This window comes from Winogradskyella sp. 3972H.M.0a.05, from assembly GCF_040493455.1.
Taxonomy (GTDB): domain Bacteria; phylum Bacteroidota; class Bacteroidia; order Flavobacteriales; family Flavobacteriaceae; genus Microcosmobacter.
Genome location: NZ_JANFDA010000003.1, coordinates 309,569 through 332,201 on the forward strand (window position 1 = coordinate 309,569; position 22,633 = coordinate 332,201).

Here is a 22,633-nt window from a genome sequence, read left to right on the forward strand (position 1 = left end):
TTTTTAGCTTCAATATTTATGAACTCTATGTCCAAAATTGTATTAATTACAGGCGGTTCGTCAGGAATTGGAAAGTCTATTGGAGAATACCTTCTTGAAAAAGGCGAAAAGATATATGGTACAAGTCGTAATCCAGACAGATATAAAGATTCGAAGTTTCCATTACTGACTTTAGATGTTGCTGATAAATCTACTATAGATAATTGTGTGAAGCGTATTATTGAGCAAGAAGGACGATTGGATGTACTTATCAATAATGCAGGTGCAGGAATTACTGGGCCAATAGAAGAAATCCCTGAAGAGGAAATTAAGGCAAATTTCGAAACCAATTTTTTCGGACCTATTAATGTAATCAAAGCCATTTTGCCTTCGATGCGATCTCAGCGACAAGGACTTATTATCAATATTACATCAATTGCTGGTTATATGGGACTCCCTTTTAGAGGTGTATATAGTGCCAATAAAGGAGCACTAGAGATTCTTACAGAAGCTTTTAGAATGGAACTCAAGGATTTTAATATCGCTATGACTAATGTAGCTCCAGGAGATTTTGCTACCAATATTGCAGCAGGACGTTATCATGCTCCTGTTACTGAAGATTCGCCATACAAGAATACCTATGGTCCGGTATTAAAGGCTATCGATGAGCATGTTGACGATGGTAGCGATCCAATGGATGTGGCGAAACTGGTTTATAAGATCATGAACACTAAGCATCCTAAGGTTCATTATAAGGTTGGTGCTTTTATGCAAAAGTTCTCCATTGTACTTAAGCGAATTCTACCCGATAAGGTTTACGAAAAATTATTATTGAATCATTACAAGTTGTAAAAGTTGGAATAGTATTTGTGCTATAACGCAAAAATTAGCACATGACTTCAAAACTACTTCGACTCTCTCTTATTTTTAGCTTTTTCACATTTTTTGGTTGTGAAGAAATTTTTGAATGTATCGTTAATATACATCCTCAACTTCCTGATAAGGAATTGAAAACGGGTTTCATCTACAATTACTACTATGATACTATTCATGCGGAGATTAATAATCAGCCAAGTGATAATAATTACCACTATTATTTTACGATTGACGATAATCTACCTCCAGGGATAGATGTGTATGTTGATTATAGAACAGTCATTATTGAAGGTGTTCCAGAAGCAGCAGGAGATTTCATCATAAACATATACTTACAAGTAGAACATAGAGATGTTTATGATTGTGAAGATGAACCAGGAAATTGTGACCATATATGTTCAGATAATACGACAGAAGAATATAGACTCCGCGTTTTATAGAATAGCAAATATGTTTGTTAATAGATGTTGAAAAGTTTATAGCTTAAAAAGCTTTTATTAGTTGTAAATTCGCAGCATTAAAACACAACTACAACGAAGATATCTATGAAATTTTTTATTGATACTGCAAACCTAGATCAGATAAAAGAAGCACAAGATTTAGGAATTCTTGATGGTGTAACTACGAATCCATCGTTAATGGCTAAGGAAGGCATTACAGGTCATGATAACATCATGAAACATTATGTTGACATTTGCAACATTGTGGATGGCGATGTTTCTGCTGAAGTGATCTCAACAGACTTTGAAGGCATGGTGAGAGAAGGTGAAGCTTTAGCAGAGTTACATGAACAAATTGTCATCAAATTACCAATGATCAAAGATGGTGTAAAAGCGTGCAAGTATTTTTCTGATAAAGGCATAAAAACCAACGTTACTTTAGTCTTTTCTCCAGGGCAAGCGATTTTAGCTGCAAAAGCAGGAGCAACGTATGTGTCTCCATTTATTGGACGTTTGGACGATATTTCTACAGATGGATTAAATCTTATTTCAGAAATCAGACATATCTATGACAACTATGCTTACGATACACAAATTTTAGCAGCTTCTGTGCGTCATACGATGCATGTTATTGACTGTGCAAAAATTGGAGCAGATGTTATGACAGGACCTTTGAGTTCTATCATTGGACTTCTTAAGCACCCATTAACAGATATTGGATTAGAAAAGTTCCTTGCCGATTACAAAAAAGGAAATTAGAAAATAAATAATAGTACTTAATGAAGAAGCTCCTTTTTGGAGCTTTTTTTATTGAACCAATTGAGCTAGTTTATGACTAAACTTCTCACCAAATAAGTTAGCGTTAGACTTAACGATAGTCTGATCATCTTTTAGAATAATAACTTTGTCAATAGAGCCAACACCAAAGATCTTTTTCCCGTCTTTAGGAAACTTAAATCGATACTCATTATCCGTAGGGAATTCAAACTGATCTAACGTAGATTTCCAGTACTTAGAATTATCTTCATTAACGTTAATAGCTATGAAATTGACTTCAGGAAACAATTCCTTAAGTTTTAATGCAGTATAGTGACTGTTGCGGTAGTGCATCTTAAAGTTAGAATTCCAGAAGTAAATCACTGTAGGAGCATCTATTAAGGTTTCCAGTTCAATTGGGTTACCATTATAGTCTATCAGTGTAGTATTAGGTATTTTGTTACCAGGCATAAGCTTTTTTAATGAATATGCTAGTTCTTTAATTTCAGACTTGTCTTCTTTATTAGAGCTCTTGGACAAGTATAATTTTAATAAATCTTCTGAGACTAAATAATCATCACTTCTGTAGATAAACTCCCTAACTGAATATTTCAACAGGTTGTTCTTGATGTATTCATTAGTAATGAGACTATCTATAAGCTCTAGCTTTGCAACATTGTATGGTTTTGAATAACGATTAAACTCCACATGAGAATGATCGTCTTTATAATAACTATATAACGCTAGGTTATTAAAATGCCAGGATAAAAATCTATTATAGGTGTAGGTATCACCTAGATAATCGGCATCATAATCTATTTTTTTTCTGAAGTCATAAAAAGACTCAGGTAGATCCTTAACATGTACTAAACGATTATAACCAAAATATCCAAAAGGATAGATTTCACGATTAGCGTAGTGGTTATAGTTAATTCTGGCTTTGGCTATTTTCACAAAAAGATCAGAGCAAGGCTTCTTTTCTAAAAAAGTTTCAAGTGTTTTCAAACGATCTTTTCGTTTTTCTTCCATCAACTCATCAAAAGCTTCTGGCTCTAGCTTACAGTAATCTACAAGCTTTTTGTTTTCAACTTCATTATTCAAAAAGTCTTTGATGAAGAAATTATTCTTTTTAGAACCTAATCCCGAAAAAACTAAAGACTCATCAAAGTCGAAAGTATTTAACCTTATCATAAGGCTATCCATAGGCTCCATTACAATCATCTGATACTCGCCACCATGAGTAAATATGTAAATACCTGGATTTACATCTTTGATTTTGTGAATGAATCGGTTGTTCTTATCAAGATAAATAGTGTCTTCAGCTTTCATCTGAGGACTATGAAGCGTTACAAAATCATTATTTGGGTTAATGATTTCTCCACCAAAATATGCAAAATCGCCTTTCTCTGTAACATCAGATTTACATCCAAATACAGTTAATAGGGCAACTATAAAAATCGTAAGATACCTCATAAGGTGTTCACGGATTAATTCCTTAACTAACAAAAATAGGAGTTGTCTTTGATTACTGTTGTTAATGCGCTGTTAAATATTAGGGTGTATTTTAATGGATTGAGCTTCCTGTTATGCTTACATTTTTCTACTTTTGCAGCGAATTTAAAAAACAGGATATGTTATCAGTTTCAAATCTTTCGGTGCAGTTTGGAAAACGCGTCCTTTTTGATGAAGTTAATACAACTTTTAATCAGGGGAATTGCTATGGTATTATTGGAGCCAATGGTGCAGGAAAGTCAACATTTTTAAAGATTTTATCTGGGAAGCAAGACGCTACCTCTGGTCATGTACACCTAGAGCCTGGTAAGCGAATGTCAGTCCTAGAACAAAACCACAACTTATATGATGAGCATACGGTTTTGGAGACTGTCATTATGGGTAACAAACCATTGTTTGACTTAAAATCGCAAATTGATGCGCTCTATGCAGATTATACAGATGAAAATGCAGAGAAAATAGGGGAGTTGCAAGTACAATTTGAAGAGATGAATGGTTGGAACGCAGATAGCGATGCTGCAGCGATGCTTTCAAATTTAGGTATCAAAGAAGATTTACACTATACTATGATGGGTGATCTAGATGGTAAGCAAAAGGTACGTGTGTTATTGGCGCAAGCACTTTTTGGAAATCCAGATGTCCTTATCATGGATGAGCCTACCAATGACTTGGATTACGAAACTATTTCTTGGTTAGAGAATTTCTTGGCTAATTATGACAACTGTGTCATCGTTGTATCTCACGACCGTCACTTTTTAGATGCTGTTTGTACACATATATCTGATATAGATTTTGGAAAAATCAATCATTTTTCGGGGAACTATACGTTTTGGTATGAATCTTCTCAATTAGCTGCTAAGCAAAGAGCACAGCAAAACAAGAAAGCAGAAGATAAGAAGAAAGAGTTAGAAGAGTTTATTAGAAGATTCTCTGCTAACGTTGCAAAATCTAAGCAAGCGACAAGTAGAAAGAAAATGATCGATAAGCTTAATGTAGCAGACATCAAGCCTTCGAGTAGACGTTATCCCGCAATTATTTTTGAGCGTGAGCGCGAAGCTGGTGATCAAATTCTTAACATCGATGGACTTTCTGCTTCTATAGACGGAGAAGTTCTTTTTGATAAAGTAGATATTAACCTTGCAAAAGGAGATAAAGTAGTTGTGTATTCTAAAGACTCTAGAGCTACGACGGCATTTTATCAGATAATAAATGGTAAAGAAAAAGCAGATTCAGGGAATTATGCTTGGGGAGTTACTACCTCTCAGTCTTATCTTCCATTGGACAACAGTGAGTATTTTGATAATAAATTGACTTTGGTTGATTGGCTTCGTCAGTGGGCAACTACAGAAGAAGAACGCGAAGAAGTTTACATTAGAGGATTCCTTGGTAAAATGATCTTTAGTGGAGAAGAGGCCTTAAAAACTTCTGATGTATTATCTGGAGGTGAAAAGGTGCGTTGTATGTTGAGTAGAATGATGATGATAAGGGCTAATGTAGTTATGTTGGATGAACCTACAAACCACCTTGATCTAGAAAGTATTACAGCGTTCAATAACTCGCTTAAGAATTTTAAAGGAACAGTACTTCTAACGACGCATGACCACGAGTTTGCTCAGACTGTTGGGAATAGAATTATTGAATTGACTCCAAATGGTGTCATAGATAGATATATGACATTTGACGAGTACATGAATGATAAGAAAATAAAAGAACAGCGCGAAAAAATGTATGCTGTTAATGTATAAGTAAATTGAAGGCATTCAGCAAGTAATCTTGCTGAATGCTAGATTTGCATTTCACTTTCTATAGAGCTAACGACTTCGACAGCTCTATCATATTCATCTTGACTTACTAATACATCTTGAATGCCTTGAGATAGCATTCCATAACCAGCTAATCTCGCGGATTCGTCTTCATCTTTCACAATGGGATTTATCCCTCTTGCATTTAGCTCAATAATTATACGCTGAGCAATAATGAAGTTACCGGAATATACTTTTATAAAATCTTGTGTGCTCATAGTAAATAAGAATTAGGTTATCACTATAAGATACGAAAAAATGATGATAAATTAAAATGGAGTAGTGCTAGAATGTTGAATTACAAATGAATAACAGTAAAAATCTACATTGAATTAACAAATGTTAAGATTTTAACATTATTGTTTAACTTTACAGTCATTAAAACTTGAATTCCGTAAGATACATTAGACACTAGTGAAATGCGTGTTAAAATGCATTTACGATTTTTACTTTGTTCAATATATTCGTATATTTGTTAAACAAAAAAGGTGAATTACCATTAGGTTTTATTATCTTATGTGAAGATTAATTGGATTATTTTCATTAATTTGATTGATTTAAGTTAGGTTGTATGAGGGTCTTTGTTCCGCAGAGACCCTTTTTTTATGCGCTTATTACATGGTTTGCCCATTCAATTGCTTCGGGCAGTGTGTCAAAAATCTCAAAGGGCTTATTAAGGAAAAGTTTTTCAATTTCTGCATTACTTTTTGCTTTATAATCTTTTGATATTACAGCAAACCCAGCAAGATTAGAGATTTTTGAAGTTTCTTTATATATAGCAGGATCTACGGAATAGGAATTTATTCTATGAGTAAGATATACAAAGGGTCTATTTCTATAATACGTGTCAGAAATATTGATTAAAATTTGATTGTGTTCAGGCGTTAAATGCACGCCCTCATTGATTTCCACAACCATGTAATGATCATAGATATGCATTATACAGAAGTCGAATTTTAGCACATCGGTCATATCTAAAGTTACTAATTGTCAGGATTTTAAGCAAAAAAAACACCTACGTTAACATAGGTGTTTCGATATATGGTAAGAAAAAATCTACGATTCGGCAGGCTTTTCTGACTTTTCTATTGTGATGATTAAATCTTCAGACTTTGAACTATGGTCCATTACTATTTTATCGCCTTCAACAATTTGAGAATTAATGATCTCTTCAGCTAAAGCATCTTCAATATACTTTTGAATTGCTCTTTTTAAAGGTCTTGCACCATATTGTTGATCAAATCCTTTGTCTGCAATATAGTCCTTAGCCTTTTTAGTAAGCTTAAGCGTATATCCAAGATCTTTAATTCTGTTTATTAATTTAACAAGTTCAATATCTATGATCTTATTGATGTGAGATTTTTCAAGAACATTAAAGACAACCACGTCATCAATTCTGTTCAAGAACTCAGGAGCAAAGGCTTTCTTCAAAGCATTTTCAATAATACTTCTGGCATTATCATTTGCTTGTGCTTCTTTCGCCGAAGTTCCAAAACCTACACCTTGACCAAAGTCTTTTAGTTTTCTAGCGCCTATGTTAGAAGTCATAATGATGATAGTATTTCTGAAATCTATTTTTCTACCTAAACTATCAGTAAGATATCCATCATCCAATACTTGCAAGAGCATGTTAAAGACATCTGGATGAGCTTTTTCTATTTCATCTAGTAAAACTACTGCATAAGGCTTACGTCTTACCTTTTCGGTTAATTGACCTCCTTCTTCATACCCAACATATCCTGGAGGCGCTCCAATTAATCTTGAAATGGCAAACTTCTCCATGTATTCACTCATGTCAATTCTTACGAGAGCATCTTCGCTATCAAATAACTCTCTTGCCAAAACTTTAGCTAATTGCGTTTTTCCAACACCAGTTTGACCTAAGAAAATGAAAGAACCAATCGGTTTATTAGGATCTTTTAATCCGGCTCTATTACGTTGTATCGCTTTCACAACTTTAGCTACAGCTTCATCTTGTCCAATAACTTTACCTTTAATTAATTCAGGTAATTGAGCCAATTTGTTACTTTCGGTCTGAGCTACTTTATTCACAGGAATTCCTGTCATCATAGAAACGACATCAGCTACATTATCTTCTGTAACTACTTCCCTGTGTTGTTTGGACTCTTCTTCCCAACGCTCTTGTGCAGAAGCTAACTCTTTTTCAATACGTTTTTCATCGTCTCTTAACTTGGCAGCTTCTTCGTACTTCTGCTTCTTTACAACAGAGTTCTTAGTCTCTTTTACTTCTTCGAGTTTCTTTTCAAGTTCAAGAATTTGCTTAGGTACATCAATATTAGTGATGTGAACTCTCGATCCTGCTTCATCTAGAGCGTCTATAGCTTTGTCTGGTAAGAAACGTTCAGTCATATATCTATTGGTAAGTTTTACGCAAGCTTCAATAGCGGCATCTGTATAATCAACATTGTGGTGTTCTTCATACTTACCTTTTATATTGTTTAGAATCTGAATCGTTTCTTGAACAGTAGTTGGTTCAATAAGTACTTTCTGGAAACGACGCTCTAAGGCACCATCTTTCTCAATGTATTGTCTATATTCATCTAGAGTCGTAGCACCAATACATTGAATCTCACCTCTCGCTAGTGCAGGCTTAAACATGTTAGAGGCATCTAAGCTTCCTGTAGCGCCACCAGCGCCAACAATGGTATGAATCTCATCAATAAAAAGAATTATATCATCGTTCTTCTCTAATTCATTCATAACAGCTTTCATTCGCTCTTCGAACTGACCTCTGTATTTTGTTCCTGCTACCAAACTTGCAAGATCTAGAGTTACCACTCTTTTGTTGAATAGTATCCTTGAAACTTTTCGTTTTACAATCCTTAGTGCTAAGCCTTCAGCAATTGCAGACTTACCAACACCTGGCTCACCAATAAGTAGCGGGTTGTTTTTCTTACGTCTACTCAAAATTTGAGACACACGTTGTATTTCCTTCTCTCTACCAACAACAGGGTCGAGTTTTCCTTCTTCGGCTAATTGCGTAAGGTCTCTACCAAAGTTGTCAAGAACAGGTGTCTTAGATTTTTTGTTGGTCTTGGTCTTTGATTGACCAAAAGGATTTTGTTTCGCATCATCATCTTCATTCATATCATCATCTGAAAAAGATTCTGCTTTTGGAGTATCTAAATAATCGTCTTCGCTTGTAATCATAGATTTAAATTCTTCTTTTACATTATCATAATCCACACTGAGTTTGTTTAATAACTTTGTGGTAGGATCATTTTCATTTCTTAATATACATAATAGAAGGTGAGCTGTATTTATGGATGTGCTTTGGAATAGTTTCGCTTCTAGAAATGTTGTTTTAAGAGCGCGTTCTGCCTGACGTGTAAGATGTAGGTTCTTCTTCTCGTTAGACGTTGTAGTAATACTTGGATTTGCTGGACTTAGGATTTCAACCTTTCTTCTCAAATGATTTAGGTCAATATCTAAAGCGCTAAGAATATCGATAGCTTTACCATTGCCATCTCTCAATAATCCTAACATTAAGTGTTCAGTTCCAATAAAATCATGGCCAAGACGTAATGCTTCCTCTTTGCTGTAAGCAATAACGTCCTTGACTCTTGGGGAAAAATTATCATCCATAATAAACTCCTTTCTGCATTAAAAATAATTAAATTCATTAACAATAGGACAAAAACTGTACCTTAAATAAATGAACATAGCTAAGAGAGTAAAAAAACATTAAAAACCCAATGGGTTTAACACCTTACTTATTAACTAAAAACACCCTCAAATTTGTTAATAAATTCTCTCTAAAAATGTGTCGTATTTGCCTATAAAACCTAACGAATTAGTTATATTAGCACGTTTATAAAAAATCAGAAAAATAATTATTGAAATACTATGGCAGAAGGCGAAAAACTAATTCCAATTAATATTGAAGATGAAATGAAATCGGCTTACATAGATTATTCTATGTCAGTCATTGTGTCACGTGCTTTACCAGATGTTAGAGATGGTCTAAAACCCGTTCATAGACGTGTTCTTTACGGGATGCACGAGCTAGGTGTTAGATCTAACACAGCACACAAAAAATCTGCAAGAATAGTTGGTGAAGTTTTAGGTAAATACCATCCTCATGGTGATACTTCAGTTTATGATACTATGGTGCGTATGGCTCAAGAATGGAGCTTGCGTTATATGTTGATAGACGGACAAGGAAACTTTGGTTCTATAGATGGTGACAGTCCTGCAGCAATGCGTTATACAGAAGCACGTATGCGTAAGATATCTGAAGACATGTTGGCAGATATTGATAAGGAGACTGTAGATCATAAGTTGAATTTTGATGATACGCTTCAGGAGCCTACTGTACTTCCTACAAGAATCCCTGGGCTACTTGTTAATGGAGCATCAGGTATTGCAGTGGGTATGGCTACCAATATGCCACCACATAACCTTAGTGAAGTTGTTGATGGTACTGTTGCATATATCGATAATAACGATATTGAAGTTGATGAATTGATGACATACATCAAGGCACCAGATTTCCCAACAGGAGGTACTATTTATGGATATGATGGTGTAAAGGAAGCTTTTCAAACAGGAAGAGGAAGAATTGTTCTTAGAGGAAAAGCTGAAATTGAAGAAGTAAATGGTAGAGAGTGTATTATAGTTACCGAAATACCTTATCAAGTCAACAAGGCAGACATGATTAAGAAAACTGCTGATTTGGTTAACGATAAGAAACTCGATGGTATTTCTTTGATTCGTGATGAATCTGATAGAAATGGTATGCGAATCGTTTACGTATTAAAGCGTGATGCCATTCCTAACATTGTTCTAAATAAATTATACAAGTACACTGCATTGCAATCGTCATTCAGTGTAAACAATATTGCTTTAGTAAAGGGAAGACCGCAATTACTCAACTTAAAAGATCTTATCCTTCACTTTGTAGACCATCGTCATGAAGTTGTTGTAAGACGTACCAAGTATGAACTTCGCAAAGCTGAAGAGCGTGCACACATCTTAGAAGGGTTGATTATTGCTTCAGACAATATTGATGAAGTTATCGCACTAATCAGATCTTCGGCTAATGCTGATGAAGCAAGAGAGAAGTTGATAAAGCGTTTTGAGCTTACAGAGATACAAGCCAAAGCAATTGTAGAGATGCGTTTGCGTCAGCTTACAGGTTTAGAACAGGATAAGCTACGTGCTGAATATGATAGCTTGATGAAAACCATAGAAGATCTTAAAGATATCTTAGACAAGAAAGATAGACGAATGGATATCATCAAAGAAGAACTTCTTGAGGTTAAGCAGAAATACGGAGATGACAGACGTTCAGTTATTGAGTATGCCGGAGGCGACTTAAGTATTGAAGATATGATTCCAAATGAGAAAGTTGTCATTACGATTTCTCATGCAGGTTATATTAAGCGTACCTCTTTAAATGAGTACAAAACTCAAAATAGAGGAGGTGTAGGGCAAAAAGCTTCAACAACTAGAAATGAAGATTTCCTAGAGCATCTTTTTGTGGGAACAAACCACCAATACATGTTGTTCTTCACACAAAAAGGGAAATGCTTCTGGATGCGCGTTTATGAGATTCCAGAAGGAAGTAAAACTTCAAAAGGAAGAGCTATTCAAAACCTTATTAATATAGAGCAAGATGATAAGGTAAAAGCATTTATCTGTACTCAGGATCTTAAGGATGAAGATTATATTAATAGTCATTATGTAATCATGGCTACTAAGAAAGGTCAAGTAAAGAAAACATCTTTAGAGCAGTATTCTCGTCCAAGAACTAATGGTATCAATGCCATCACTATTAGAGAAAATGATGAGCTATTAGAAGCAAAACTTACTACAGGAGACAGTCAAGTTATGTTGGCCGTGAAATCTGGTAAGGCAATTCGTTTCGAGGAAGAGAAAACAAGACCGATGGGACGTAATGCTTCTGGAGTAAGAGGAATCACTCTTGCTAATGATGCCGATGAAGTTATAGGCATGATTGCTGTAAACGATATGGAAAGCAATATCCTTGTTGTATCCGAAAAAGGATTCGGTAAGCGAAGTAGTTTAGAAGATTATAGAATTACCAATAGAGGTGGAAAGGGTGTAAAAACCATTTCTATTACAGAAAAAACTGGTAACTTAGTGGCTATTAAGAATGTAACAGATGAAGATGATCTAATGATTATCAATAAATCTGGAATTGCCATTAGGATGGAAGTTAATGATTTGAGAGTAATGGGTCGTGCCACTCAAGGTGTGAAACTTATTAATCTTAAAAACAGTGATTCTATTGCAGCAGTTGCTAAGGTGATGAAAGACGAGAATCAAGAAGAGGATGAAGCTGTTGAAAATCAAGAGGATAGTGATAATGGCACAACAATTGATAATTCTCAGACCGAAGACAATAATTAATACTAAACAAAATAACTTAAAATGAAAAAACAATTAATATTCGCCCTTTCTTTAAGCTTAGGATTATTTTCTTTTGCTCAGAAGAATGAAATAAAAGCAGCAGAAAAGGCAGTAAAGAATAATAATTTCGCTGAAGCTAGATCTGCAATAAATTCAGCTGAAGGATTATTATCTAATATGGATGAAAAGACTAAAGCAAAATTCTATTTGCTTAAGTCTAAAGCTTTCTTTGCTAATGGAACTGCTAACGATTCAGACATTAATACTGCAATAGAAAGTATAGAAACTGCTACATCAATGAATAACTCCAAGTATAAGGCTGAAGTTGCTGAATTAAAAGGAGCTATGTTAAATACGTTTCTAACCAATGCTAATTCAGCTTTGAGTTCTAAGCAATACATGAAGTCTTCTAACTCTTTCGATAGAGCATATAAGCTTTCACCAAAGGATACTTTGTATTTATACTATGCAGCATCTACTGCCGTAACTGCTCAAGATTATGACACATCATTAAAGTACTATGAGCAATTAAGAGATATAGGGTATGAAGGTGTAGGATATGAATATACAGCAACCAATAAAGAAACTAACGTTGTTGAGAAGTTCGATAATCAAGTTATGAGAGATGCTTCCGTAAAGTCAGGGACTCATATTGCTCCAAAAGAAACTAAAACTGAATCTAAATCGGCTGAGATAATTAAGAATATTGCTTTAATCTACGTATCTAAAGGTGATAATGAAAAGGCTATTGCTGCTATGGGAGATGCTAGAAAAGAAAATCCAGATGATTTAGGTCTATTGTTGACTGAAGCTAATGTGTATCTTAAAATGGGAGAGAAGGACAAGTTTAAAAACTTGATGGAGCAAGCGACTCAGATGGATCCTGACAATGCGGAATTACAGTACAACCTTGGTGTTATTGCTGCTGATTCTGGTGATAAAGAAGCTGCAAAAACGTATTATGAAAAAGCAGTAGAGTTAAACCCAGACTATGGAGATGCTTATACAAACCTTGCAGTTTTAATATTAGATCAAGAAGCTGAAATTGTTGAGGAAATGAATTCTCTTGGAACCTCTGCAGCTGATGATAAAAAGTATGATGAGTTACAAGGAAAGCGTAAAGACTTATTTAGATCTGCTATTCCTTACCTAGAAAAATCTTTATCCTTAAATCCTAAGAATATAGATATCATGAAAACCTTAAAGAATATCTATAGTAGTATTGGAGATACAGATAAGTATAAAGAGTTTAAAGCACTAATCGAATCTGCAGAATCAGGTAACTAACCTGTTCTGTTTATTAGTACATAAAAAAAAGCTGTTCATTTCGAACAGCTTTTTTTATACTATCTTTTTTATGACTCTGAGCTTGTGAGTGTGTGTTCGCTCATCAACGTTGTATATGCCTGAATGATCCAAACGATCTATTCTCACTTTTCCGTGAGCATGGATGATGTAATTATCTTCCATAATAATTCCAACATGTACAATATTCCCTTCGTTGTTATCAAAGAATGCTAAATCACCAGGTTCGCTTTCTTCAATAAAACTAAGCGCTTCTCCTTGAGTGGCTTGCTGAGATGCATCTCTTAGTAGCTTATAGCCATTCAATCGATAGACCATTTGGGTTAATCCAGAACAATCAATTCCAAAAGGAGTTTTTCCTCCCCATAGATAAGGTGCGTTCAAATAAAGAAATGCGGTTTCTATTAGATTTGATTTGTCAGACTTAGGCTCTTCAAGATTGCTATCAAAACGATGGTTTAATAACTCAAGACCATTTAATGTAGAACCTATAGGAATAGGATATAATTGATCTTGTTCATCCTGAATATATTCAACTAAGTGATTTGATAACTGTGGCGTTGCACTATCTAAGTTTGAATAGTTCTCCTCTGAAACTTCTAGATATTGCTTGTTGTCAATCCAGCCTTCATAACGATCGTAAGCAATCCTTATTTTACTCCAGGACTTACGTTTTTCAATAACTTTAAAATGTTCACCATAAAGTACTTGCGAGACCATTTCCGAAGTATCAGAAGGCTCCAATCTCATAGGCACAATGCCAAGATTACAAATACCGTACAGCATTAAGGAAAAGTTAGTTACGCTCTAGTACCACAGCAGAAGCTCCACCACCACCATTGCAGATAGCAGCAGCACCAAGCTTAGCATTATTTTGATCTAACACGTTTAATAATGTAATAAGAATACGAACACCAGAACATCCTAATGGATGACCTAGAGATACAGCACCACCATTTACATTGACATTAGAATCATCTAGACCTAATATCTTCATGTTTGCCAATCCTACTACAGAAAACGCCTCGTTGAATTCAAAATAATCAACATCATTAATATCTACATTTGCTTTAGCCAAAGCTTTAGGTAACGCCTTAGCTGGAGCAGTTGTAAACCATTTTGGTTCATGTGCAGCATCAGCATAACTCTTTATAGTTGCTAAAGGTGTAAGACCTAATTCTTCTGCTTTTGCTCTGCTCATCAACACCATAGCACCAGCACCATCATTTATGGTTGATGCATTAGCAGCAGTTACAGTACCATCTTTTGTAAACGCAGGTCTAAGATTAGGAATCTTTTCTAGTTTTACATTTGTGTACTCCTCATCTTTAGAAACCACAACTGGCTCACCTCTTCTTTGAGGAACTTCAACAGGAACGACTTCATTATCAAATTTACCATTGTCCCAAGCATCAGCAGATCTCTTATAAGATTGAATCGCAAAAGCATCCTGGTCTTCTCTAGAAAACTCATATTCGGTAGCACAAGCATCCGCACAAACTCCCATAGCATTTTGGTCGTATACATCTACCAAACCATCTTTCTGCATACCATCTTCCATTTTCACAGGGCCAAATTTGCTAGCGCTTCTTGCGTGATAATAATGCGGAATAAGACTCATGTTTTCCATACCACCAGCAACAACAATATCAGCATCTCCAAGTTGAATAGCTTGTGCACCTTGCATAACGGCTTTCATACCAGAAGCACAAACTTTATTAATTGTAGTACAAGGCACTGTATCTGGAATACCAGCAAAAATTGCTGCCTGACGTGCTGGAGCTTGTCCTGTTCCGGCTTGTACAACATTTCCCATGAGAACCTCTTCAACTAAATTTGGATCTAAATTTATTTTATCTAGAGCACCTTTTATAGCAACAGCACCAAGTTTTGGAGCTGGAACACTAGATAGAGAACCCAAAAAACTTCCTATTGGTGTACGTACAGCGGATACAATAACTACGTCTTTATTCATTATTATTTATTTAAGTTTTGATGCTGCGAAATTAATCATTTTTTTACAACTAATTGCCTACAGAAATGCCCTAAACCTATATAATTTATTACATTTGAATTTATACGTTCGCCAGATGAATACATTCATTAACTATTGGTATAAGAATCACTCACTTATCTATAAAGTACTCTTGTTTTTGGGTACTACATTTATGATTGTATATCTGTTTCCGAAAAGTGGGAAATTTAAATACAATTTCGAAAGAGGTAAGCCCTGGCAATCCGAAAATCTTTACGCACCTTTCGATTTTGCGGTTATAAAAAGTGATGCCGAAGTCAATAAGGAACAACAAGATATAGAGTCGAATAGTGTTATTTACTTCAATATAAATAGTGCTATTAGCCCTTCAGTAATAGCCGATTATGACAACAAGTTTGAAAGCGTTTTTACAGATTCATTACTTCAGAATAAAAGAGCATTATATACCACAGGTAAAGAGGCTTTAGAGGATTTGTATCGTGTTGGGGTTTTGGATCAGGACTATGATTATACAGATGATAAGAAGGTGGTTTTGCTGGATAATCAAGTAAGAAAGGCAACCGTTAACTATTCTGATCTTACAAAGTTTGATGCCTATCGAAGTCTTATCAATAGAAGGCTAAGTCAACGTAATCTTCTACAACATGAAACTGAAGTTTTATCGCTCTTTTTTGATGTAATGAAGCCAAATTTATCCTTCAATGAATCTCTTACTAATAATGCCTTAGAAGAAGAACTGAAATCTATTTCATTAACTAGAGATATTATTGAACGGGAAACCCTTATTGTGTCTAAAGGTGAAGTGGTTGAAGGGGATACTTACAATATTTTAAAATCATTAGAAGCGGAATATGAATCTCAAGTATGGAGCGAATCCAACTACTATTGGGTGGTCTTTGCCTACACATTATTAGTAGCTTTAGCATTACTTATGCTATTACTTTTCCTGAGGAAATATCGGATAGATGTTTTTGAAAACAACATCAAAGTAACGTTCATATTCTTCAATATTCTTTTAATGATTGTGCTTACGGTGCTTGTCATTAACTACAATGTGCGTTACCTGTACATAGTGCCTTTGTGTATTCTTCCTTTGGTCTTAAAAGCCTTTTTTGATGCTCGACTAGGATTGTTTGCACATGTACTTACTGTACTGTTATTAGGATTTATTGTGCCCAATAGTTATGAGTATATGTTCCTGCAAATCATTGCAGGTATCGTTACAATATTGACTGTTTCAGAATTATACAAACGTGCAAACCTGTTTATATCTGTTGGGCAGATTACGCTAATTTATATCATTGCCTATTTTGCATTTTTCGTAATTCATGAAGGCAATGTTGTTAACCTGAAGCTAGAAACCTTTGGACTATTTATTCTTTGTGGATTGGCAACACTTTTTGTTCAGCCACTAATCTATATGTACGAAAAGATATTTGGCTTGGTGTCCGATGTATCCCTCTTAGAACTGTCTGACACGAATTCTAAATTATTGAAAGAATTATCAAATAAAGCTCCTGGGACGTTTCATCATTCATTAAATGTTGCAAACTTAGCTGAAGCATCAGCAAATGAAATTGGTGCAAATTCTATGTTGGTTAGAGTAGGTGCTTTATATCATGATATAGGAAAGATGAAGAACCCTTCATTCTTCACAGAAAACCAATCGACAGGTATCAATCCACATGATGAATTGTCTGCAGCTGAAAGCGCAAGGATTATCATTGATCACGTATTACATGGTATAGAGATTGCTAAGAAGAATAACCTGCCAGATAGAGTTATAGATTTCATTAGAACGCATCATGGGACTAGTTTGGTCTATTATTTCTATATGAAGGAAAAAGCTGTTAATGAGAACGTGGATGATTCAGACTTTAGATATGAAGGTCCAAATCCATTTAGTAAAGAAACGGCAATATTGATGATGTGTGATAGTGTAGAAGCCGCTTCAAAAAGTTTGAAAGAACCAACATCCAATAAAATTGATGGCTTTGTAGAGACGATAATTAATAAACAAATGGAGGAAGGTCAGTTCTTGAATGCTAATATTACTTTTAAGGAGATTCAACTGATTAAGAAGGTCTTAAAAAAGAAGTTGGCCAACATGTTTCACCTTAGAATAGAATATCCAGAATAAGTACTGCAAAAAAGTTTAAAATTGTTTGCGTTCTAGTAGATGATGAATTACATTTGCATCCGCTAAATGCGAAACGTTCATATAATTTGAATAGGAGAGGTGCCAGAGTGGTAATGGAGCAGATTGCTAATCTGTCAACGCGTAAGTGTTGCCCGGGTTCGAATCCCGGTCTCTCCGCCAGTTTTCGGGGTGTAGCGTAGCCCGGTTATCGCGCCGCGTTTGGGACGCGGAGGTCGCAGGTTCGAATCCTGCCACCCCGACAAATGAAGCTCAAAAGGTCTTGTAGAAAGTTTACTTTCTTAAAAGAGCTAAGAGATTCATTGCATTGAAGCTAAGCTTCAATTTGCAACCACATATTTTCAGGATCACTGAACATAGTGAAGTAATCCTTGAAGGGTCGCGTAGCTCAGCTGGATAGAGCATCTGCCTTCTAAGCAGACGGTCACAGGTTCGAATCCTGTCGCGATCACGAATAAATCAAAAAGCAAGCAAAAACATAAAGCTTGCTTTTTTGTTTTTGTGGGTTTTTGGTTTTCAAAGCGGAACGCTTTGGATCATAAAATAATCCTGTACGATTATATTACTCACTTCTATTAAGAAGTGGCTTTTTTTTAACTATTTTAAATTCCCAAAAACTTCAATAAGCTTTTCCTGTCTATAAGCAAAGATTTCTTCAAGCTTAGGTTTCACAATGATTGGATGCATGAGTTGACCAAGCCAACCAAACGGTAATTTGTAGTCAATGATATCTTCCATCTCTACACCGCCTTCAATAGGTTTAATGAAGTGCTTATGATGCCAAAGTGCATAAGGTCCGAAGCGCTGTTCGTCTACAAAGTATTCTTTATCGACCACATGAGTGATTTCGGTAACCCACTTGGTTTTTATACCTAAAACTGGTGTAACAATATATTGTATAATCTGACCTGGATACATCGGTCGATCTGCTCCAGATAGAATATTAAAACCCATATAATCTGGAGTAATGGTTTTTAGATTTGTAGGATCTGATAAGAAGTCCCAGGCTTGTTCGATGCTAATTGGAAGTTTTTGTGTTTTATGTAATCTGTAAATTTTCAATATTAATTGTATAAAGCGATATAAAGGTTTAAAGATATGGCAATGCAAAGCCAGAGTATATAAGGTAATAGCAGTAGTCTAATGCTTTTCATTTTATCAAACTGAAACTGAAAAAAATAATATAGAATCACAATGAGTAATGCAACGAGTACTATTAGTCCTAGATTAATTAAATGTTGATTGAAGAACACATAATTCCAGCTTACATTAAGCAGAAAAGCAATACTGAATATGACTACAAAATAGGACATCTTAATGTTCCCCAACAAGTAACTAAGGTAAATGGAAAAACAAATCATGATTGTCGTCCAAGCAAAGCCAAATACCCAGCCAGGAGGTGTCCAAGGGGCTTTGTTGAGATTCAAGTACCATTCTGTTTGAGGGCCATTCGCCATAAGCCAATTGCATATAGCCAGACCACCAAAGTTGATGAATAAGAATAGGATTATGAGTATTAATTGCTTCACGATTGCAGTGCTTCTATTTGTTTCAATACATCTTCAGCTTCAGCATATTTCTTGTCACTTTCGGCTCTGTTTATAGTAGACAGCTTATGCCACTCGGACATTAGTTTTTCATAGCGCTTTTGTAGCTTTTCGGCGTCTGATTGTTTTTTGAATAGTCCAAACATGTGTTTAGTGTTTTTATATTTTAAAGGATACAATACCACAGTCGAGTTCAAAGACTTGACCTGAGATTGAGTTGCTTTTATCTGAGAGTAGGAAGCTAGCCATGTCGGCAACATCAGTTGGGTTGAGATACTTTTTTAGAGGATGCCTAGCCACCATTTTTTCTCTCATAGCATCGTTTCTTAAGATCTTTTCTGCCAACTCAGTGTCAGTTACCGTTGGTGCTATGGCATTAATTCTTATGGTTGGTGCTAGTTCTGCACCAAGGGATTTTACAAGACCCTCAACACCCGATTTAGACGTAGCTATACTGGCATGGAAAGGCATGCCGAGTTTAGAGGCCACAGTACTAAACAAAACTATCGACGGATTAGTGCCTTGCTTTAATGCCTTCAAATAATGTTGAATACTCTTTACAGCACCAAGGACATTGATTTCAAAATCTGCTTTAAAATCATCTAAGCTCAATCTACCGATGGGCTTGAGGTTGATACTCCCTGGACAATATACCAGACCATCCAAAGCATCAATCTCTGGAAGGGCATCGGTTGTTACATCCAAACTATAATGACTTAAGTTTGGATGCTGTATTTGTGGTGACGTTCTGCTTATATTAATGACCTTATGTGTATCTATAAGCGCAGTAATAATAGCACTACCAATACCTTTACTGCCACCGATGACGAGTATGGTTTTCATGATAATAGTTTATAAAAAATGCCATCAAGATGATGGCATTTCTTGTTATATAGCTTCGGTTAATGGCCTACCTTTGAGGCGTTTTTCTATCTTTTGTTTAATCACTGTTAAACGCTTCATGATATCCATTATATTTTGATCTTTATTTTTCTTGTAGATTTCATTAAGACCAAGAATTAAAGCCTTAGCTTCTCTTGAAATCTTAACTCTATCACTGGTGGATAAAGACCTTCTTTTTTCTTGCTCAAACTCTAGAGCTCTTGCGACTAAATCCATATGTATATATTAATTGTTGATATAATTCTGTAATTCTGTAATTTTTTCAGGTGTATTGAATTGTCCACCATAAAATGATGTTATGGTAGACGATGTATCGTCTTTAACACCTCTAGATGATACACAAAGATGTTTGGCATCAATAATGACAGCAACATCTTGTGTGTCCAATATTTCCATAAGCTCTTGAGCGATCTGGTTCGTTAATCGCTCTTGCACTTGAGGACGCTTTGCGTAGTATTGAACAATGCGGTTGAGCTTAGATAATCCGATAACTTTTCCAGAGGAAATATAAGCCACGTGTGCTGTCCCTATGATTGGTACAAAATGATGCTCACAATTAGAGTAGAACGTAATGTTTTTTTCTACCAACATCTGATTGTACTTGTATTTATTATCAAATAAAGCGACTTTTGGTTTGTTCTTAGGGTCTAAGCCAGAGAAGATTTCTTCAACATACATTTTGGCAACACGTTTTGGAGTGCCTTTGAGAGAATCGTCGGTTAAATCTAAGCCTAGAATATCCATGATTTCTGAAAAGTGAAACGCAATCTGTGCTTTCTTTTCTTCATTTGAAAGTTTGAATGCATCTGCATGCATTGGCGTTTCCAAACCTGTGTATAGATGGTCATCACCTATATCTTCAATAGTAAATCCATTGAGTTTGTGTCCGTTCTTTTTGTTTTTAGTGAATTCTAATGTTTTCATATGGTCTTTTTAATGTGCTGTCTTCATAAGCAAAGCACTGTGTTGTTCTTCCTTTCTGTCGTTATCGCTTAGTATAACTTTCTATTGTGGAATCGACTATCTAAACTCTAAAGAATGATCCATATTACTTTCAAGCTTTAGTTTTGTGAGCTTTTTAAGAAAGTTTTTGTTTTCTTTAAAAGTTTTACTGTCCCTAAAGTGAATGAATTTTCCTTGAGAATGAAAGCTAATTCCATTGATTTTATAAATAACTAAATGGTAATAAGGAATAGCCCATGTGTAACGTGTTAACCCTTTAGTGAAATGCATAAGGATGCCATGAGGTCGTAATTCGATACTACCATAATTAATATCAGATATAGCATTGAGATAGGACGACAAATTTGGGCTTACTTCATCAATAATCATTCGTTTTGAGCCTATTCCTCCTAATCTTAAAGATTGAAACAGAGAAAATGGCTTGCCAACTAAATCATTAATAAGTTGCTTATGCTCATCATTTCTATATGTTGTATCCAAAATCATTACCCAAATATAATTAATGTTTAACTATTTTTAAAATAAGTTAAACAAAAATTAACATTTAATGCTAGATTGATAGCTAGGAATCATCTTTTTTCTGCTAGTGCATTGATCATCCCATTAAACACAAAGCCGTGAAAAGGCAATACCATAAACCAATAGAGTCTGCCAAGTACACCTTTTGGTCTAAAAACCGCACGTTGAAACAACTTGTTCTTTACGATTTTGAACTCCAGCCAAGCTTCCCCAGGAAGTTTCATTTCTGCAAAAAGTAGTAGTCGTTTTTGTTTTTTATCTGCTAGTAAGACACGCCAGAAATCAAGAGGATCACCAGGTTCCAGATAAGTTTTGTGGGTTCTTCCTCTTCTTAAACCAACACCTCCAAATAGTTTATCTATATAACCACGGATTTTCCAGAGCCAATTAAAACTATACCATCCATTGGTTCCGCCAATACTCCATATTTTGTTTATGGTATATGTTTCATCAGTAATAACTCTAGATCGGATGTCTTTGAAGCATCCGAAACTTGGAACTTCAATATGTTTGGATAACTGGTCGTTAAAGTTGCCACTGCTAACCGCATCCTTCCAACTAGATATGACAGCATTCTGCTGAATCTTTTGAAAGGCAAGATTGACCGCGTCCCTATATGGAATGGGTTTAACATTGGTTATAACGTTTATGTTACTGGGCTTACCTATGACTTCCACTTTCATGCTATCTACAAGAGCTGTAGCCAGCTTGAATGAGGTTGAAGTCACAAAGTATAACCAATATGAAGACAGTCTTGGGGTTAACACTGGAAGGGTAATAATGTATCGTTTAAGTCCTCGTACTTCTGCAAATTGAAACAGCATATCTTTATAGGACAAGATTTCCGGACCAAAAATATCGAAGGATTTTCCATATGTTTCCTGTTGTTCTAGAACGCCAACCAAATAGTTAAGTACATCTCTAATGCCAATAGGCTGAGATTTGGTGTGAAGCCATTTGGGTGTAATCATAAATGGCAGTTTTTCTACAATATCCCTTATGATTTCAAAAGATGCACTGCCACTACCTACGATAATGCCTGCTCGTAAGGTTGTAAGATGGTAGTTATTGCTTTTCAAGGTTTCTTCTACCATGAGTCTAGACCGTAAATGTTTTGATAGGGTTTTGTCATTGACGATTCCACTAAGGTAGATCACATGCTTACACTTAGTACTTTCGACCAAGGTCTTGAAGTTTTCGGCGCACTGCCGTTCCAGTGACTCAAAATCTTCTGAGGGGTTAGACATAGAATGTATGAGGTAATAGGAAGCGTCAATATCTTGAGGCAGTACAGAACTTCCTGGGGACAAAAAGTCTATTTTGATAAAAGATACAGAAGGATGGTTTTCGATCTCATCTGGAATTCGACTCAAATCACGAACACAACAGACTAATTGATGTCCTTGCTCTAGGAGTTTTAGAGCTAGTCGCTTGGCAATATATCCGGTTGTTCCTGTGATTAATATTTTCATAATACAGAT

Annotated in this window: 21 protein-coding genes and 3 tRNA genes; 10 read left to right on the top strand and 14 right to left on the bottom strand. The window is 35.4% G+C overall.

Annotation, left to right across the window (positions count from 1 at the left end):
- Positions 1 to 27 precede the first annotated feature (27 nt).
- From NCE97_RS08405 to fsa, 3 genes are all read left to right on the top strand, one after another.
- Positions 28 to 831, top strand: coding sequence for an SDR family oxidoreductase (locus tag NCE97_RS08405; protein WP_353778588.1), 804 nt, complete (start codon positions 28 to 30; stop codon positions 829 to 831).
- Positions 832 to 872: 41 nt separating this feature from the next.
- Positions 873 to 1,295, top strand: coding sequence for a hypothetical protein (locus NCE97_RS08410; protein WP_353778589.1), 423 nt, complete (start codon positions 873 to 875; stop codon positions 1,293 to 1,295).
- 105 nt (positions 1,296 to 1,400) lie between these two features.
- Positions 1,401 to 2,054, top strand: a complete 654-nt coding sequence (fsa, locus tag NCE97_RS08415) for a fructose-6-phosphate aldolase (RefSeq protein WP_353778590.1) — start codon at positions 1,401 to 1,403, stop codon at positions 2,052 to 2,054.
- Positions 2,055 to 2,102: 48 nt separating this feature from the next.
- On the opposite strand, the gene NCE97_RS08420 is transcribed toward fsa, so the two are convergent.
- On the bottom strand, positions 2,103 to 3,524 hold the full coding sequence (locus NCE97_RS08420; RefSeq protein WP_353778592.1) for a thioredoxin domain-containing protein: 1,422 nt from the start codon (positions 3,522 to 3,524) through the stop codon (positions 2,103 to 2,105).
- 158 nt (positions 3,525 to 3,682) lie between these two features.
- On the opposite strand from NCE97_RS08420, the gene NCE97_RS08425 reads away from it, so the two are divergent.
- Complete coding sequence (locus NCE97_RS08425) at positions 3,683 to 5,308, top strand: ABC-F family ATP-binding cassette domain-containing protein (protein WP_353778593.1); 1,626 nt, start codon at positions 3,683 to 3,685, stop codon at positions 5,306 to 5,308.
- A gap of 38 nt (positions 5,309 to 5,346) precedes the next feature.
- On the opposite strand, the gene NCE97_RS08430 is transcribed toward NCE97_RS08425, so the two are convergent.
- From NCE97_RS08430 to NCE97_RS08440, 3 genes are all read right to left on the bottom strand, one after another.
- On the bottom strand, positions 5,347 to 5,583 hold the full coding sequence (locus NCE97_RS08430; protein WP_353778594.1) for a putative signal transducing protein: 237 nt from the start codon (positions 5,581 to 5,583) through the stop codon (positions 5,347 to 5,349).
- A 385-nt stretch (positions 5,584 to 5,968) separates the two neighbouring features.
- Complete coding sequence (locus NCE97_RS08435) at positions 5,969 to 6,337, bottom strand: hypothetical protein (RefSeq protein ID WP_353778595.1); 369 nt, start codon at positions 6,335 to 6,337, stop codon at positions 5,969 to 5,971.
- Positions 6,338 to 6,421: 84 nt separating this feature from the next.
- Positions 6,422 to 8,971, bottom strand: coding sequence for an ATP-dependent Clp protease ATP-binding subunit (locus NCE97_RS08440; RefSeq protein ID WP_353778596.1), 2,550 nt, complete (start codon positions 8,969 to 8,971; stop codon positions 6,422 to 6,424).
- A gap of 261 nt (positions 8,972 to 9,232) precedes the next feature.
- Here NCE97_RS08440 and gyrA point away from each other — a divergent pair, with 261 nt between their 5' ends.
- On the top strand, positions 9,233 to 11,761 hold the full coding sequence (gene gyrA, locus NCE97_RS08445; protein WP_353778597.1) for a DNA gyrase subunit A: 2,529 nt from the start codon (positions 9,233 to 9,235) through the stop codon (positions 11,759 to 11,761).
- Positions 11,762 to 11,782: 21 nt separating this feature from the next.
- Positions 11,783 to 13,048: a tetratricopeptide repeat protein gene (locus NCE97_RS08450; RefSeq protein ID WP_353778598.1), complete on the top strand. Its 1,266-nt coding sequence runs from the start codon at positions 11,783 to 11,785 to the stop codon at positions 13,046 to 13,048.
- Positions 13,049 to 13,102: 54 nt separating this feature from the next.
- Here NCE97_RS08450 and NCE97_RS08455 read toward each other — a convergent pair whose 3' ends face one another.
- Positions 13,103 to 13,852, bottom strand: a complete 750-nt coding sequence (locus NCE97_RS08455; protein WP_353778599.1) for a C40 family peptidase — start codon at positions 13,850 to 13,852, stop codon at positions 13,103 to 13,105.
- Positions 13,853 to 13,862: 10 nt separating this feature from the next.
- Positions 13,863 to 15,041 (bottom strand): acetyl-CoA C-acyltransferase, encoded by a 1,179-nt coding sequence (locus NCE97_RS08460; protein ID WP_353778600.1) that lies wholly within the window; start codon positions 15,039 to 15,041, stop codon positions 13,863 to 13,865.
- 115 nt (positions 15,042 to 15,156) lie between these two features.
- Here NCE97_RS08460 and NCE97_RS08465 point away from each other — a divergent pair, with 115 nt between their 5' ends.
- From NCE97_RS08465 to NCE97_RS08480, 4 genes are all read left to right on the top strand, one after another.
- Positions 15,157 to 17,202, top strand: a complete 2,046-nt coding sequence (locus tag NCE97_RS08465) for an HD family phosphohydrolase (RefSeq protein WP_353778602.1) — start codon at positions 15,157 to 15,159, stop codon at positions 17,200 to 17,202.
- A 93-nt stretch (positions 17,203 to 17,295) separates the two neighbouring features.
- Positions 17,296 to 17,382 (top strand) — tRNA-Ser (locus NCE97_RS08470).
- Between the two features lie 5 nt (positions 17,383 to 17,387).
- Positions 17,388 to 17,462, top strand: a tRNA-Pro gene (locus NCE97_RS08475).
- 135 nt (positions 17,463 to 17,597) lie between these two features.
- Positions 17,598 to 17,671: transfer RNA gene (locus NCE97_RS08480), tRNA-Arg, on the top strand.
- 146 nt (positions 17,672 to 17,817) lie between these two features.
- Here the strand turns inward: NCE97_RS08480 and NCE97_RS08485 are convergent.
- The 8 genes from NCE97_RS08485 to NCE97_RS08520 form a co-directional block, all read right to left on the bottom strand.
- On the bottom strand, positions 17,818 to 18,282 hold the full coding sequence (locus NCE97_RS08485) for an SRPBCC family protein (protein ID WP_353778604.1): 465 nt from the start codon (positions 18,280 to 18,282) through the stop codon (positions 17,818 to 17,820).
- A 2-nt stretch (positions 18,283 to 18,284) separates the two neighbouring features.
- Positions 18,285 to 18,749, bottom strand: coding sequence for a TspO/MBR family protein (locus NCE97_RS08490; protein WP_353778605.1), 465 nt, complete (start codon positions 18,747 to 18,749; stop codon positions 18,285 to 18,287).
- Positions 18,746 to 18,913 (bottom strand): Lacal_2735 family protein, encoded by a 168-nt coding sequence (locus NCE97_RS08495; protein WP_353778607.1) that lies wholly within the window; start codon positions 18,911 to 18,913, stop codon positions 18,746 to 18,748. Before NCE97_RS08495 ends, NCE97_RS08490 begins: the two co-directional genes overlap by 4 nt.
- 13 nt (positions 18,914 to 18,926) lie before the next feature.
- Positions 18,927 to 19,610 (bottom strand): SDR family NAD(P)-dependent oxidoreductase, encoded by a 684-nt coding sequence (locus NCE97_RS08500; RefSeq protein WP_353778608.1) that lies wholly within the window; start codon positions 19,608 to 19,610, stop codon positions 18,927 to 18,929.
- A gap of 45 nt (positions 19,611 to 19,655) precedes the next feature.
- Positions 19,656 to 19,886, bottom strand: coding sequence for a hypothetical protein (locus NCE97_RS08505; RefSeq protein ID WP_353778609.1), 231 nt, complete (start codon positions 19,884 to 19,886; stop codon positions 19,656 to 19,658).
- Positions 19,887 to 19,895: 9 nt separating this feature from the next.
- A complete protein-coding gene (gene folE / locus NCE97_RS08510) occupies positions 19,896 to 20,594 on the bottom strand; it encodes a GTP cyclohydrolase I FolE (protein WP_353778610.1) in 699 nt (232 codons plus the stop codon).
- A 96-nt stretch (positions 20,595 to 20,690) separates the two neighbouring features.
- On the bottom strand, positions 20,691 to 21,119 hold the full coding sequence (locus NCE97_RS08515) for a hypothetical protein (RefSeq protein ID WP_353778611.1): 429 nt from the start codon (positions 21,117 to 21,119) through the stop codon (positions 20,691 to 20,693).
- Positions 21,120 to 21,202: 83 nt separating this feature from the next.
- On the bottom strand, positions 21,203 to 22,624 hold the full coding sequence (locus NCE97_RS08520) for an SDR family oxidoreductase (RefSeq protein ID WP_353778612.1): 1,422 nt from the start codon (positions 22,622 to 22,624) through the stop codon (positions 21,203 to 21,205).
- Between the last annotated feature and the right edge of the window lie 9 nt (positions 22,625 to 22,633).